This is a genomic window from Hydrogenimonas urashimensis, assembly GCF_016593255.1.
Lineage (GTDB): Bacteria > Campylobacterota > Campylobacteria > Campylobacterales > Hydrogenimonadaceae > Hydrogenimonas > Hydrogenimonas urashimensis.
The window spans coordinates 145,191-159,494 of the sequence record NZ_AP023212.1 but is presented as its reverse complement, the minus strand read 5'-3'; the positions used below and the strand labels follow the sequence as shown (position 1 = coordinate 159,494).

General features: G+C 53.0%; 17 protein-coding genes. 5 read left to right on the top strand and 12 right to left on the bottom strand.

Features of this window, described 5'->3' with window-relative positions; translation table 11 throughout:
* Positions 1-36 precede the first annotated feature (36 nt).
* From purS to JMG82_RS00790, 4 genes are read left to right on the top strand one after another with little or no spacing between them, the layout of a single operon-like run.
* Positions 37-279 (top strand): phosphoribosylformylglycinamidine synthase subunit PurS, encoded by a 243-nt coding sequence (gene purS / locus JMG82_RS00805; protein WP_201353049.1) that lies wholly within the window; start codon positions 37-39, stop codon positions 277-279.
* Positions 276-947, top strand: a complete 672-nt coding sequence (gene purQ / locus JMG82_RS00800) for a phosphoribosylformylglycinamidine synthase subunit PurQ (RefSeq protein ID WP_201353048.1) — start codon at positions 276-278, stop codon at positions 945-947. Before purS ends, purQ begins: the two co-directional genes overlap by 4 nt.
* Positions 948-950: 3 nt before the next feature.
* Positions 951-2,102, top strand: a complete 1,152-nt coding sequence (locus JMG82_RS00795) for a hypothetical protein (RefSeq protein ID WP_201353047.1) — start codon at positions 951-953, stop codon at positions 2,100-2,102.
* Positions 2,080-2,787 carry a lysophospholipid acyltransferase family protein gene (locus JMG82_RS00790; protein WP_201353046.1) on the top strand — a complete coding sequence of 236 codons (708 nt, stop codon included), beginning with the start codon at positions 2,080-2,082 and terminating at the stop codon, positions 2,785-2,787. The genes JMG82_RS00795 and JMG82_RS00790 overlap by 23 nt, the downstream gene beginning before the upstream one ends.
* Positions 2,788-2,792: 5 nt before the next feature.
* Here JMG82_RS00790 and JMG82_RS00785 read toward each other — a convergent pair whose 3' ends face one another.
* Positions 2,793-3,377 (bottom strand): nicotinamidase, encoded by a 585-nt coding sequence (locus JMG82_RS00785; protein WP_201353045.1) that lies wholly within the window; start codon positions 3,375-3,377, stop codon positions 2,793-2,795.
* Positions 3,378-3,444: 67 nt separating this feature from the next.
* Here JMG82_RS00785 and JMG82_RS00780 point away from each other — a divergent pair, with 67 nt between their 5' ends.
* Positions 3,445-4,785, top strand: a complete 1,341-nt coding sequence (locus tag JMG82_RS00780) for a nicotinate phosphoribosyltransferase (RefSeq protein ID WP_201353044.1) — start codon at positions 3,445-3,447, stop codon at positions 4,783-4,785.
* Here the strand turns inward: JMG82_RS00780 and JMG82_RS00775 are convergent.
* From JMG82_RS00775 to JMG82_RS00725, 11 genes are all read right to left on the bottom strand, one after another.
* Positions 4,774-5,661 carry an eIF2B alpha/beta/delta subunit family protein gene (locus JMG82_RS00775; RefSeq protein WP_201353043.1) on the bottom strand — a complete coding sequence of 296 codons (888 nt, stop codon included), beginning with the start codon at positions 5,659-5,661 and terminating at the stop codon, positions 4,774-4,776. The two genes, JMG82_RS00780 and JMG82_RS00775, sit on opposite strands and share 12 nt — an antisense overlap.
* Before the next feature lie 2 nt (positions 5,662-5,663).
* Positions 5,664-5,867, bottom strand: coding sequence for a hypothetical protein (locus JMG82_RS00770; protein ID WP_201353042.1), 204 nt, complete (start codon positions 5,865-5,867; stop codon positions 5,664-5,666).
* 154 nt (positions 5,868-6,021) lie between these two features.
* On the bottom strand, positions 6,022-6,978 hold the full coding sequence (locus JMG82_RS00765) for a WD40 repeat domain-containing protein (protein WP_201353041.1): 957 nt from the start codon (positions 6,976-6,978) through the stop codon (positions 6,022-6,024).
* Between the two features lie 19 nt (positions 6,979-6,997).
* Positions 6,998-7,573 (bottom strand): ATP-binding cassette domain-containing protein, encoded by a 576-nt coding sequence (locus JMG82_RS00760; RefSeq protein WP_201353040.1) that lies wholly within the window; start codon positions 7,571-7,573, stop codon positions 6,998-7,000.
* 3 nt (positions 7,574-7,576) lie between these two features.
* Positions 7,577-8,809 (bottom strand): glutamate-5-semialdehyde dehydrogenase, encoded by a 1,233-nt coding sequence (locus JMG82_RS00755; protein WP_201353039.1) that lies wholly within the window; start codon positions 8,807-8,809, stop codon positions 7,577-7,579.
* A 1-nt stretch (position 8,810) separates the two neighbouring features.
* On the bottom strand, positions 8,811-9,713 hold the full coding sequence (locus tag JMG82_RS00750) for an NAD(P)H-dependent glycerol-3-phosphate dehydrogenase (protein WP_201353038.1): 903 nt from the start codon (positions 9,711-9,713) through the stop codon (positions 8,811-8,813).
* A gap of 1 nt (position 9,714) precedes the next feature.
* Positions 9,715-10,452: a potassium channel family protein gene (locus tag JMG82_RS00745; protein WP_201353037.1), complete on the bottom strand. Its 738-nt coding sequence runs from the start codon at positions 10,450-10,452 to the stop codon at positions 9,715-9,717.
* On the bottom strand, positions 10,424-12,019 hold the full coding sequence (locus JMG82_RS00740) for an NAD-binding protein (protein WP_201353036.1): 1,596 nt from the start codon (positions 12,017-12,019) through the stop codon (positions 10,424-10,426). The genes JMG82_RS00745 and JMG82_RS00740 overlap by 29 nt, the downstream gene beginning before the upstream one ends.
* Complete coding sequence (gene gatB / locus JMG82_RS00735) at positions 12,016-13,452, bottom strand: Asp-tRNA(Asn)/Glu-tRNA(Gln) amidotransferase subunit GatB (RefSeq protein ID WP_201353035.1); 1,437 nt, start codon at positions 13,450-13,452, stop codon at positions 12,016-12,018. The genes JMG82_RS00740 and gatB overlap by 4 nt, the downstream gene beginning before the upstream one ends.
* 16 nt (positions 13,453-13,468) lie before the next feature.
* Complete coding sequence (locus tag JMG82_RS00730) at positions 13,469-14,026, bottom strand: thiamine phosphate synthase (RefSeq protein WP_201353034.1); 558 nt, start codon at positions 14,024-14,026, stop codon at positions 13,469-13,471.
* Entirely contained in the window at positions 14,001-14,291 is a 291-nt protein-coding gene (locus JMG82_RS00725; protein WP_201353033.1) for a hypothetical protein, read from the bottom strand. The genes JMG82_RS00730 and JMG82_RS00725 overlap by 26 nt, the downstream gene beginning before the upstream one ends.
* Between the last annotated feature and the right edge of the window lie 13 nt (positions 14,292-14,304).

Genomic DNA, 14,304 nt, shown 5'->3' with positions numbered 1-14,304 from the left:
ATCCGCTCGTCACCATTCACCAATAAAAGGATTTACATGAAAGCCATCGTCAACGTCTATCTCAAAGAAGGTGTTCTCGACCCGCAGGGCAAAGCGGTCCACCACGCTCTCGGTTCGCTGGGATTTGGCAACGTCTCCGATGTCCGTGTAGGCAAACAGATCGTTCTCGACCTTGAGGCCGACTCGATGCACGACGCCCAGAAAGAGGTGGAGAAGATGTGCGAAACGCTGCTGGCCAATACCGTCATCGAAGATTACAGCATCGAGATTGTGCAATGAACGTCACGGTTCTGCAGTTCCCCGGCACCAACTGCGAGTACGACACCCGTTACGCATTCGAGCGTCTGGACCAGGAGGTGAAGATCGTTTGGCACGAAGAGGATGTGATTCCCGCCAACACCGATCTCGTCGTCGTTCCCGGCGGATTCAGCTATGGCGATTATCTGCGAAGCGGCGCCATCGCACGATTCAGTCCCGTTATGAAAGCTGTGAAAGCCTATGCCGACAACGGTGGATATGTGCTTGGCATCTGCAACGGGTTCCAGATACTTCTTGAAAGCCATCTGCTGCCCGGCGCGATGAAACGCAACGAAAATCTTCACTTCGTCTCGAAACATCAGTATCTCAAAATTGAAAACAGTGACAATCGCTTCCTCAGACACTGCCGCGAGGGCGAAACACTCAATATCCCCATCGCTCACGCCGAAGGCAACTACTACATCGACGAAGAACGCCTCAAAAGACTCTATGACAACGGACAGGTACTGCTTACGTACTGTGATGAAAACGGCAACCCCGACAATCCGAACGGCTCGATCGACAATATCGCCGGCATCTGCAACGAAACGAAAAATGTTTTTGGCCTGATGCCCCATCCAGAAAGGGCCATGGAGCCTATTCTCGGATCCGCCGACGGTGTCAGAATGCTGGAAGGGTTTATCCTTTAAGTGATGTTTCGGATTCTTCTCCTTCTTGTGGTGGGATGGCTACAGCTTTTCGCTTTCACCACCATCGACGAGGAACCGTCTGTTTTCGACGAACCCCCTGCCCTCGAAACACCCGCCGTCGTGCCGGAAAAGAGCCTGGGCGGCGACGAAGAGAGCATCGAAGAGCAGACGGAACGGATGATCTATCTTACGATCGAAGAGGTACCGAAGAAAATCTACGTGGGACAGATTTTTCCCGTCACCATCAAGATCACCTCTCTTGACAAATACCGTCCATATATCGTCGAGCTCAAAGGGGGGAAAAATGTCTCCGTCGTCAGAAAGCACGACGATATCCCCGCCCGGGCCATCAACCATCTCACCTACTTCTTCAAAGCGACCGGGCCGACGATTCAGCTGCCCGCCTTCATTGTAAGATACGCAGACGGAAACCGCGAATACCGTACGGAGAGCATCACACTGACGGCCGTCAGGCTCAATCCGCCCAGAGAGTTCAGCGGCCTGCTCGCCAACCGGATGGAGCTGATCAATTACCAGGCTTCCTCCTACGATGAAAACAGCAACATTCTCGCATTGCAGCTTCTCATAGAATACGGCAACTACGACGATTTCAGGCTGCCCGACAGCATGATGCAGGGAATCGACTCCTACGAGGGCGATCTGAACGCCACGACGCTTCTTTACTACGGAGTCTATCCCCTCGGTGTCGAACAGGTCGTTTTCAGCTATTTCAATCTGAAAAAGAATCGATACGAGAAATTTCATGTGCCCATTATCGTCAAGCGCAGCAGTGTCAGCACCCAGACCAACCTCGACCCGCAGGCCAGTGAATTCACCAAGTTCAAAATCGCCGCGACAGTCGTTTTGATACTGATATGGCTCATACTCTGGCTTCGACACAGGGGATGGGGCTACCCGATCCTCATAGTACTCGCTTCCGCCTACCTGCTGACCTATCTGATACCTCTTAAAAATGTCTGCATCAAAGCGGAATCGACCGTCTATCTCCTGCCGACCGAAAAGAGCACACCTTTCATGAGGCTCTATGAAAAGACGACGGCCAAAGAGATGAACCGAAATGCCAGCTACACGAAAATACAGTTGCCAAACAACCGCATAGGATGGGTGAAAAATGAAGATCTTTGCTCGAATTAGATTCTACTACTCCGCTCTTGTCATTTCTGTCGTCGTATCGATCATGATCCTCCTGCTCGGACTTTTTCCCGAGAGAAAAGGTTCCATCCTGCACTTCTGGAACAAAGTGATGCTCTTTTTACTGGGGGCGGGAGTCGAAGTCGCAGGCCGGCCGGACGAGAAGGCGCAGCTTTATCTGATCAACCACCAGGGCATCGTCGACATCATCACCCTTGAAGCGCTTCTGGACAAAAACCTCCGATGGGTCGCGAAAAAGGAGCTTTTCGAAGTTCCCTGGTTCGGCAAACTGCTCAGCGGCGCGGAAATGATCGGCATCGACAGGGAAGATCGCCGGGGACTCATCAAGCTGATGAAGGATGTCAAGGAGTCACTGGAGGTGATGCACCGACCCGTCGCCATCTTTCCGGAGGGGACCCGCTCGAAAGACCAGAAGCTTCTTCCATTCAAGGAGGGGGCAAAATTCATCGCGGAAAAATTCGGACTGCGCGTCCAGCCCGTGGTGATTCTGGGAAGCAAGAGTGTCGTCAACGAGCATGAAAAAACGTCCACAGGAGGTGATCTGAAAGTGATATTCCTCCCCTCCATCGATGTCGCCAACGCTCCCAAGGACTGGTACGAAAGGCTTCACAGGCAGATGCAGGAGACCATCGAAAGCGAATACGAAGCCCACGCCATCAGCCGCTGATACGATTAGACCAGATCCTCAAATGTGCAAAGTACGCTGCCCCGCTCAAGCATCGCATCGACGGCCCGGGCAGAATCGCCCGGCTTGACATCCACGCCCCTGAGGGCATCTTCAAGAAGCACCGTGCGAAAACCGAGATTTTCCGCCCCCAGCACCGTGTGTTTGACGCAGTAGTCGGTCGCCACTCCGCAGACGAACACCCGCTTGACACCCCTCTCACGAAGCAGCGATTCAAGAATCGTCCCCTGAAAACCCGAATAGGCATCGAAATCTTCCGAAACCCCCTTGGAGACGATGAAACGGTTGTCCGAAGGAATGGCAAGCCCTTTCGCAAAGGCCGCCCCTTCCGTATGCTGCCGACAATGCTTTGGCCATACACCGCCGTTGGAGGAAAACGAGATGTGATTGTCGGGATGCCAGTCCCTTGTAAGGTAGACAGGATTGCCCGTCTGCGCAAATCGCTCCACATATTTGTTGACAACGGGAACGATGGTATCCGCTCCCGGCACGGGCAGCGCCCCGCCGGGCATGAAATCCTTTTGCATGTCCACGACGATCAGAGCATCCGTTTCGGTGATTCTGATCCGCATGTTTTCTCCTTTTTCGTGATGGTTCATCCCGATATTGTACAATATATGAAAAACTATGGAACTTGGCATGAAATTTGGATTCGTCGACGAAAAAAACATGAGTCTATTGACCGATCTGTACGAGTTGACGATGGCGCAGGCCTACTTCGACCATCGGATGAACGGCAGGGCCGTTTTCGATTTTTTTGCGCGGCACACAAAGAAACGATCCTACCTGGTAAGTGCCGGCCTTGAACAGCTTCTGTACTATCTCGAATCGCTGCGTTTTGAACCGGAAGAGATCGACTTTCTGCGACAAACGGGCAGATTCAGCAGCGACTTTCTGGACTACCTCACCACCTTCCGTTTCACCGGCGACGTCTACGCCGTCGAAGAAGGGGAGATTCTCTTTGAAAACGAACCTTTCGTTCGCGTCGAAGCACCTCTGATCGAAGCGCAGATTATCGAAACTTTTCTGATCAACACGATGCAGATCTCCATTCTCGTGGCCACGAAGGCTTTGCGATGCCACAGTGTGGCCAAAGGGACCGGACTGGTCGATTTCGGCCTCAGACGTGCCCATGGCACCGATGCCGGAATGAAAGCGGCCCGAAGCGCGTATATCGGCGGATTCATCGGAACCTCGAATGTCCTGGCGGGTAAAGAGTTCGGCCTGCCGATTTTCGGGACGATGGCACACTCCTTCATTCTCGCCCACGACACAGAGGAGAGCGCGTTCGAACACTTCGCCCGAAGTTACCCCGACAACACCATTCTGCTGGTCGATACGTTCGACACGATCGAGGGGGTAAGAGATGCCGTCAAGACCGTCCGGAAACTGGGAATGAAAACGTTCAAAGGCGTGAGACTCGACAGCGGAGATATTCTGACACTCTCGAAAGCGGCCCGAAAAATCCTGGACGATGCGGGATACAACGATGCGATGGTTTTGGTAAGCGGCGGCCTCAACGAATACAAGATCAAAGATCTTTTGGAGCGGGGCGCCCCGATCGACGCATGGGGTGTAGGCACGGAACTGGTCGTTTCTGCGGACAGCCCGTATCTTGACTGCGCCTACAAACTGGTCGAATATGAGGGCCGTCCGAAAATGAAATTCAGCCCGGGCAAACTTACGCTTCCGGCAAAAAAACAGATTTTCAGAGAGTATCGGGACGGAAAGATCCACAAAGACACGATCGCTCTTCATAACGAAGATATGCGGGGCACGCCCCTCCTGCGCCACTGCATGAGCGGCGGCAAAACGATCGTACCGATTCCCTCTCTTGAGGTCATACGCGACCAAACCCTGCGAAATTTCGAACAGCTTCCGGAAGAGCTCAAAGTGCTTGAATCCAAAGAACGGTTCAAGCCGGCGATCAGTGAAAAACTCTCCGCTCTGCTGGAAGCTATGGAAAAATCAACCCACTGATTTTTTCAACAGCGGATGCAGAGGCTTCGAGCCGCATAGATCGAGGATCCCTCCGGCTTCCAATGCGCTCTCTTCCGTCACTACCGTATCGACAAGCCGAAGCGGCGTCACGTCGAAATAGAGATTGATCGCATCGAAACAGACGTTTTTGCCTCCGATTTCATCGGAAGGTTTCGACGGTTCCGAAACGTATCTAACCTCTGCGGGCCAGAATTTTTCCGAGGTTGCGAGCGACACGAACGGCACCTGGCTCTCGCGGGCGGCAAGCGCGATCGGATAGGTTCCCATTTTGTGAACGAGGCCGAATCGGCCGACGCCATCCGCTCCGAGAAGTACGAGATCGATCCGCTGCATCATAAAACCCGCGGATGCGTCGATGGCCAGCGATGTCTCGATCCCCGCTTTGCACACTCTTTCGGCAAGCGCCACGCCTTCGTTTCCGGGCCGAGACTCCGTGCATACGACACGGAATCTCTCTCCCCGTCCGGCGGCCGCAAGCAATGTTTCACACACCAGCGAACTGTAGGAGTGGGTCAAAACGGTTCGGGCACCGGCGATCCTTTCGATGCCGGACTCCAAAACGGAGGCGGCGGCGCGATCCATCGATTCGGCAAAAGCGTCGCAATAGGCGATCACGGCATCCCTGCCGGCATCTTCGTCGAGCTGAAACAACAGCCCGTTGGCGACATTGAACAAAGATGCCATCATGGGCCGTGCGGCCGCGATCTGCAGCGCCGCTTTTCGCAACGTCTTCTCCTGCGATCCCGCCACCGCCGCTTCCCGAATCGCCGCAAGCGCTTTTTTTGTCAGAAAAGTAGCGCCGTGAACGGAATCGTTGCGAATCTCGGCGATATGCGCATCAATACGCTCGGCCATGGCTAAGCAGGCCTCTGCTTCTCTTTTCTTTCTTTCAGAATGCCTCTTAGACGTTTGATTTTCGTTTTGAGACGCTCCATCTCTTCGGCTACCATCGAAGCCTCAAAATCGTTGTCCGTCCATTCCATTTTCTCTTTTTCTTTCCTGTAGGCCCTTCTTAGAGCTTCGATACTCTTTTCCAACGCCTCGTCCGTCATCTTTTCCATAAGAGACCTCCTTGGAATTTTCCTGTTTGACGCTTTCGGGTCGCCATTTCATCTGCTGCCCGGCTCATTTTGGCAATGATGCGGCAGTTGCGATATTGTAACAAACGGGATGCAGAAAGGAGCAAGCCATGGGATGATGAATGGGATGGTCTGTTTACCGTGGGTTAGCGCTTTTGATTTTCCATAAGTAGACATACGGCCCCTTCTCGGAACTGAGCAGCGTCGTTTCATCCAGAAAGCGGATTTGATTGACGAGAGCCTTATGGCCGACAAGGCGGTCCGTCTCTTTGCCCGTTTCGATATCAAAAAGCTGCAGGATTTGATCGTCGCCTTTGAGATAGACACCTGTTTTCCCTTCCGGACTCACGCCTACGCAATAGACGGGAAAGTCGGTACGAATCACATAATTTCGCTTTTTCCCGAAGATACAGACCCGCCTGTCGTTTCCCCCCGTTACTATCACATCTTTGCCTGCAGCGACATGAAAGACATTGTCCAGATGTTTTGATGGAAGCTCACGCACCACTTTTCCCGTCTTCGCGCACACGACACGTACGGCGCCGCTCTCATCGGACGTTACGACAAAGCGCCGGTCCAGGCTCATCGCCATATCTCCGATCGCCGTATCGTTGAGCTGTCTGCGATACAGGGGCGCTCTCTCCTGCAGGGAATATCGGATCAATTCGGAACTGAACGTCCCCATTACGATGTGGCCGTCATCGGCGAAGTGTGCCTCCTTGAGCATCAATTTCTCTTTTGCATCCACAATCGGCTTGAGTCTCAGGTTTTCAAAGAGCCACACAGCCCGAAAGCCATCTTTCACGATACCTGTAACAAGAATGCGACGGTCCTGAACATCGACGCTCAAAATCCTCACAGGGACCCTCTCTCCCCATCCGTCTTCGGTTGGGTTCAAGACAATTTGATAAACCAGCGCCATCTTTTTCAAATCGAAAATATCGACGGTGCCTCTGTCGGTTGCGACAAAGAGTTTTCCGTCGGAAACAACAAAATCGTTGACATAGCCTCTGACCGAGAAAACTGCGGATGGAGTAATATCCTGCCCTATCAATGCATAGGCGAAAAGAAGAAAAAAGAGTAGCGACTTCATAAACTATTATACAAAAAAATTATGCAAGTTCGATGATGCGGTCACTGCACCATTTCGCCAGATCGCGGTCATGCGTAATCATCAGAATACCGACTCTCTCCAGTGTCTTCAAAAGAAGTTTCATCACATCAAGCTGAATCAGATTATCCAGAGCGGACGTCGGCTCGTCGGCAAGAAGCAGTTTGGGTTTCATCAAAAGCGAGCGTAGAATGGACGCACGCTGAAGCTGCCCGCCCGAAAGTTCATGGGGATACTTCCGAAGCAGGGCATAATCGAATCCTATCTGGCGGCACAGCGATTCGATGCCCTGCAGATCGGCGACATCCGCGATCTGGTTTTCGACGGTATAGGTGGGATGAAAAGAGCTGTAGGGGTCTTGAAAAACCTGGGAAAAAGGGGCTTTTTCGATCTTCCCTGTCATAGGTTTGAGATTGCCGGCGATCAGTTCGAACAACGTGCTCTTCCCGCTCCCGCTCGGGCCGAGAATCGTGACAATTTCCCCCACTTTCAGCGAAAGGGAGAAATTTTTATAGAGCAGTTTTTTTTTCGTATAACCGAAGGTGAGGTTGCGGATATCCAAAACGGTCTCGGCCATCTTTCAGCGAATCTGTCCCTCTCCGTAGATTTTGTACTTGTAAGTAGTCAGATCGTTGATGCCCATCGGCCCTCTCGCATGGAGTTTGTTGGTACTGATGCCAACCTCCGCGCCGAAACCGAAGGCGCCTCCGTCGGTAAAACGGGTCGACGCGTTGACGTAGACGCAGGCAGCGTCCACTTCGTTGAGAAATTTTTCGGCGGCCCGGTGATTGTTGGTCAGAATCGCTTCGGAGTGTCCCGAACCGTAGCGACGGATATGGGCGATCGCCTCGTCCACACCGTTGACCACTCGGATCGAAAGGGTGTTGGCCAGATACTCCGTATCGTAATCCTCTTCCGTCGCGGGAGCGACATCGATGACGGCACGTGTCGCATCGTCCCCGAGCAGCCGGGTCGATTCCGCATCGAACGCCTCTTTGAGCTCCGGAAGAATCTTCGGGGCGATGGCCGCATCGACGATCAGCGTCTCCATCGCATTGCAGACACCCGGACGCTGGCATTTGGCGTTGACCGCGATCTTCACCGCCTCCTTAAAATCGGCGTCGGCATGGATGTAGGTGTGACAGAGCCCTTTGTCATGCTTGACAACAGGCACCGTCGCATTTTCATTGACGAAACGGATCAACGCTTCACCCCCGCGCGGAATGATCAGATCGACGTACTTGTCCATTTTGATCAGTTTCGCCACACCTTCGCGGCTGGCATCGGGAAGCAGACTGATCAAGGAACGCGGAAGCCCCTCCTCTTCAAGGACATTCTGGATGATTTTCGCGATCGCCTCGTTGCTCCGCTGCGCCTCTTTTCCGCCTTTGAGGATCGCAACGTTGCCGCTTTTGAAACAGAGCGCCGCCGCATCGCTCGTGACATTGGGACGCGACTCGTAGATGATGCCGATGACACCGATGGGAATGCTGACCTTCTCAATTCGCAGACCGTTGTCGGTAACCCATCCGTCGAGTATCCGTCCCACCGGCTCTTTGAGAGATGCGATATCCCTGACCGCCTGCGCCATCTCGGCGATGCGCTTCTCGTTCAGGAAAAGACGGTCCATCAGGGCGGAGGAGAGGTTGTTCCGCCTCCCCTCCTCCATATCGTACCTGTTGTGTTCGATAATAAATACGTCGTTGGCTTCAAGGGCATCCGCAATCGAATGCAGGACACGGTTTTTCACCTCGCCACTCAGTGTAGCCAGCACCGACGCGGAGGTTTTGGCCTCTTTGAGATAGTTCTGCATATCAGTTCCTCCTGTGCGATAGTAGATCTTTCAGACTCTCTTTGACGCTCTTGCCGTGCAAAATTTCGTAGACTTCGTTGGCGATCGGCAGATAGATGTCGTTATTGATGGAAATTTTGTGAAGTGCATGGGCGGTACCGACGCCTTCCGCCACTTCGCCAAGCTCTTTTAGAATTTCATCAAGGCTCTTTTTCTGCGCCAGCCCCAGACCGACACGGAAATTTCGTGAAAGTCGGCTGTTGGCCGTCAAAAAGAGATCGCCCGCCCCGCTGAGGGAAAGGAAAGTCTCCTCTTTGGCACCGAAATAGGTCCCGAAGCGCGCCATCTCCACGAGCCCCCGGGAAACGAGAGCCGCCTTGGCATTTTCACCCAGCTGCAGACCTTCGCAGATTCCGGCCGCGATGGCGATGACGTTCTTGTAGGCTCCGCCCACTTCCGCACCGACGACATCGGTACTGGTATAGGTTTTTATGAAATCGGGAAAAAGTTCGCTCCACTCCTGGGCGATCATACGGTTGCGGCTGTTGACCACCAGTGCCGTGGGCAGAGATTGCATCACCTCTTTGGCAAAGGAGGGTCCCGTAAGGTAGCTGAGCTGGGCGGGCGAAAGATACTCCTCGAAAATCTCGTTCATGAACGCGCCGGTTTTCGCGTCGATTCCCTTCGATGCGATGAGCAGATGGTGGGAATCCCTGAATACACGGTGCTCTTCGAGCCACCCCCGTATCGCCTGGGCGGAAATGGCGATGACGACGAAATCCCGCGCCATCGCCATCTCGAGTGAAACAAAATTCGGAAGGTCGCGCGGCCTTCTGGATGTGATGACCACATCGCATTTCTGACTCAACGCATGGGCAAGCGCCTGTCCCCATTTTCCCGCTCCGACGACCGCTACTTTTTTCATCTCAACCTCTTTTCGATTCTGTTGAAGTCTGGCGGGATTCCGTCAGCTTTTTGTAAAACGCATCAAGCGCCGGGCTCTCGCCAAGCAGGACCAGGATATCTCCCGCATCGAACTTGTGATCGATACCGCGTGAGACGAAGATGAAATCGTCTCCCATCTCCTTGTCCGTAATTCCGACCAAAATCAGATCCATCGCCTTGAAATCGATGTCATGCACATATTTTCCTTCCAGGAAAGAGTTCGGCGGTATCTCGATCTCTTCGAGACTGATGCCGTTGTCGATGAAAATGATCTCATCGAGAACCCGCGTTACCGCTGGACGGGTAATGATGTCGACAATGCGGTTGGCGCTCGCTTCGTAGATGTCGATCACTTTGTCGGCCCCGATGAATTTGAGTTTTCTCGTATTCTCCGCCGAAGTAGAGATGGAGATGATCGTGGCGTTTTGCGTCATGCTTTTGAGTGAAAGCACCAGGAAGATGTTCATCGCCATTTCGTCCATCGCACAGAAGAGAATCTTCCCCTCCAGCCCCAGGTCCATAAGCTCCTGGTCATGCTTGAAGTCGACCGTGAAGGATTTGACGATGCCGTGGTCTTTGGCATCCTGCGTCAGTATGTCACTCTGCTCCACCACGGTAATTTTGGAGAAATAGGTCGAGAGCATCTCGTAGACTCGGTGACCCAGCTTCCCGTAGCCGAACAGCACGATTTCACGCTGATCTTTTTTTGTATCGAACACTCTCGAGCATCCTTTCCTTGAAATCGGCGATACTGACATTGTAGCCCATGACGACGAGAATGTCATGGGCGTGCAGCTGCGTCTCCTCCGGAGGGTTGAAGAGTACGTAGTGACTCATCTTTTCATCCGGTTTGAGAGGTTTGAGCACCGCCAAAAGCACCAGCCGTGAACCGGTAAAATCGAAATCCCCAACTTTTTTGCCGTCCAGGAAGGAACCGCGCTTCACCTCCACTTCGTCGATGCGTGCCGATTTCTTGCGGGTCAGTATCGCCTGCAGCGCGTCGAATGCGACCGGCTGGCCGATATAAACGGCCCCGAGGAGCCCGGCAATCTCTTCGGGCATGATCAGGTGATTCGCGCCGGCAAGTTTAAGTTTCGTGGCGACACTCTTCTCGCTGCAGCGCGCTATGATTTCCACACTCTTGCAAAGACTTCGTGCGTTGATCGTGATGAAAACGTTGATGATGTCATTATGCGTGACCGCGATGATCGACTTGACATTGTCGCACAGCTTCAGCTGCAGCAGCGTGGCGCTTTTGGTGGCATCCGCCTGCAGTACTCTGTGGCCGTCAAGTTCCGCCCTTTCGACCTTCTGGGGATCGTTTTCGATAACCAGAATCTTCTCGCCGCGGGCTTTGAGTTTCTGCGATACGATCTGGCCGATCTTTCCGTATCCGCATACCAGATTGAGATCTTTGACTTTCGCCACCTGGTTCAGAACCCGTGTCTGTTTGATTTCGGGCAGTTTCTCACCAAAGGCGGAAACGATGATCGATGTCAGGAAGGTGATAGCCCCAAGACCCGTGATAATGACCAGAATCGAAATGAAGCGCCCCTCGTGAGTTACAGGAGTGATGTCGCCGTAACCAACGGTCGTGACGGTGACGACGGCCCAGTAGATGGCGTCAAAAAGCGAATTGATATTGGGATTCTGCCCCGCCCCTTCGAAAACATAGATCATCATCGAAGCGATCAGCGTGAAAAATGCGAGCAGCAGAAAAAGGGCGTAGAGTTCAACCTTCTTGCTACGGAGAATGTCGAAAAACTGCAACAGACTCCTGGAGTAGCGAAGCATCTTGAAAGCACGGAAAAGTACGAAAACCCGCAAAACCCGGATTTCCCGGTAGCTGGGAAGAATCGCGACCAGGTCGATGATAGCGGGCAGGGAAGTGACAAATTCCCATTTCTGGGCGAAAATTTCGGAAAAGACCTTTTTCAAAGAAAAGGGCTTTTCGAAAAATTCCGCCTCTTCGTAGTGCGCGATGATGATTTTGTGCATATCCCCGTGTACCCAGAGGCGCAGTTCATATTCGATGATGAAAATGATAGTTACAATGTAATAATCGTACCACTCCAGCCAGTAGGCCACATGTTCGCGCACATCCACGACGAGGATGGTGACACTTGAGAGGATGATGAATACCATGAAAATGTCGAAATATTTTTTGTAGGGGTAATCGTCGTTGTTGAGAAGATTGTCAAAAAATCTCTTCACGCGCTTGTAGCGCGAAGAGCTCTCCAGCAGATAGGAGAAGGAGACGAGATATTTTACGAAGAGCTGTTTCAACGGTTCAAACGCTCTTTAAGCAGCTGGTTCACTTTGCCGGGATTGGCCGACCCTTTGGATGCTTTCATCACCTGCCCGACGAAGAAGCCGAAGAGCTTCTCCTTGCCCCCTTTGTACTCCTCCACCTTCTCGGCATTGGCGGCGAGCACATCGTCGATGAGCGCCAGGATGGCGTTGTCGTCGCTCACCTGTTTGAGGCCGAGTTTTTCGATTGCCTCATCCACATCTGCTCCTTCGTGTTCGAAAAGATAGTCGAGCACCTCTTTGCCTGCTTTGCCGCTGATGGTACCGTCGGCGATGCGTTTGACAATCGCCGCCAACTGTTTGGCCGTCACAGGTGAGGATTCGAGTGCCGCCACGCCCTTGAGCCTGCCCTGCAGTTCGATCGTCAGCCACTTCGCCGCCTCTTTCGGATCGGCGCCCTCCTCTACCATCGTTTCGAAATAGCGTGCCATTTCGACTTCCGAAGTTATGACCGCCGCATCGTATTCGCGAAGACCAAAATCCTTGACATATCTCGCCCGTTTTTCATCCGGCATTTCGGGAATCTGTTTCGCCTCTTCGATCATCTCTTCGTCAAGGATGACCGGCAGCAGATCCGGCTCGGGGAAATAGCGGTAATCGGCACTCTCCTCTTTCCCGCGCATCGAACGGGTCTCTCCCTTGTCCGGGTCGAAAAGGCGGGTCTCCTGCCACACCTCTTCGTCGTAGACACCGTCTTCCCACGCTTCGATCTGGCGTTCTACCTCGTAGCCAATGGCCTGGTGGATAAAACGGAAACTGTTCATGTTTTTGATTTCGACACGGGTGTAAAGCTTTTCGTCCCCTTTCGGACGGATCGAGACATTGACATCGCAGCGGAAGGAACCCTCCTGCATATTGGCGTCGCTGATGCCGAGATAGCGGACGATGGCATGAAGTTTTTTCAGATAGCGGACGGCTTCGTCGGCACTTCGCATGTCCGGCTCGCTGACGATCTCAAGAAGCGGCGTGCCGGCGCGGTTCAGATCGACAAGAGAGTGCCTGCCTTCATGGATGTTTTTGCCCGCATCCTCTTCGAGGTGGGCACGGGTGATGCCGATGCGTTTCTGGCTTCCGTCGTCAAAATCGATCATCAGATGGCCGTTCTCGACGATGGGTACCTCGAACTGGCTGATCTGATACCCTTTCGGCAGGTCGGGATAAAAATAGTTCTTGCGATTGAAAATCGACTTTCTGTGCACCGTCGCTTCGATGGCGTAGCCGAACATCATCGCCTTTTTGACGGCCTCTTTGTTCAGCACCGGCAAAGCCCCCGGCAGTCCAAGACACACTGGACAGGTGTGGATGTTCTGACGGTCGGCGAAACTGGTGGCACAGTTGCAGAATATTTTCGTTTTGGTATTGAGTTGGACATGTATTTCCAGTCCGATGACGACTTCAAAAGCGCTCATGATCTGTTTTTTTCCTTCATTCGACGAAATAGCGTATCGACGCAAACCCGTCGGCTCCGGCTCTTTCGACGGCCTTGACCTGTTCTATCGACACGATGCCGCCAAGGGCAAAGAGTTTGAGAGATATTTTATCTTTAATTTCTTTTAACTTCTCTAAACCCTTGGGCTCCCCTTTGCCGGGGGTCGCAAAAATCGGGCTGTAGGTTACGGCATCGGCTCCTTTCTTTTCACACAGGGTAATCTCTTCGGGGGTATGGGTACTGACAATGCACCACAGCCCCCTCTTTTTCACTTCCGTGACATCGTCGATACGGCCGGAAGGCAGATGCACACCATCAGCCTCCAGCCTCTCGGCCAGGGCGAAGTCGGTATGCAGCAGAAATTTCGTGCCGGGAAATTCCGGTTTCAGGGAAAGAAAGGCTTCGGCGAGGAGATGATAGTCATGGCACTCTTTGTCGCGGAGGCAGACCATGTGGGCACCGTGTTGTGCGAGCATTGTGCGTACCCTGCGACGCAGTTCTGCCGGGTCGGAAGTGTAGTACGCCGGATCAGTGATGGCGTAACGAAGAATCATCGCTCCGGTTCAAAGTGGCGCTGATCTGCTCCAGCAGGCGGGTCTGATGTTTCAGTTCCCGATACTTGTCAAACTGCAGTGCCGCCACTTCCAGAAGCACCACGCACAGAAGTCCGAACAGCGATCCGACGATGCCGGCCATGATGGCGATAAAAATACCGAAAGGAAGAAATGACCAGAAGAGAAAAAGGGCGCCCAGCAGAACAACCGCCCAGGCGGCGCCCAGGAGAAAACTGACGAGAGTTTCGGCGATTGTCCGTTTCAAACAGAATACCCGA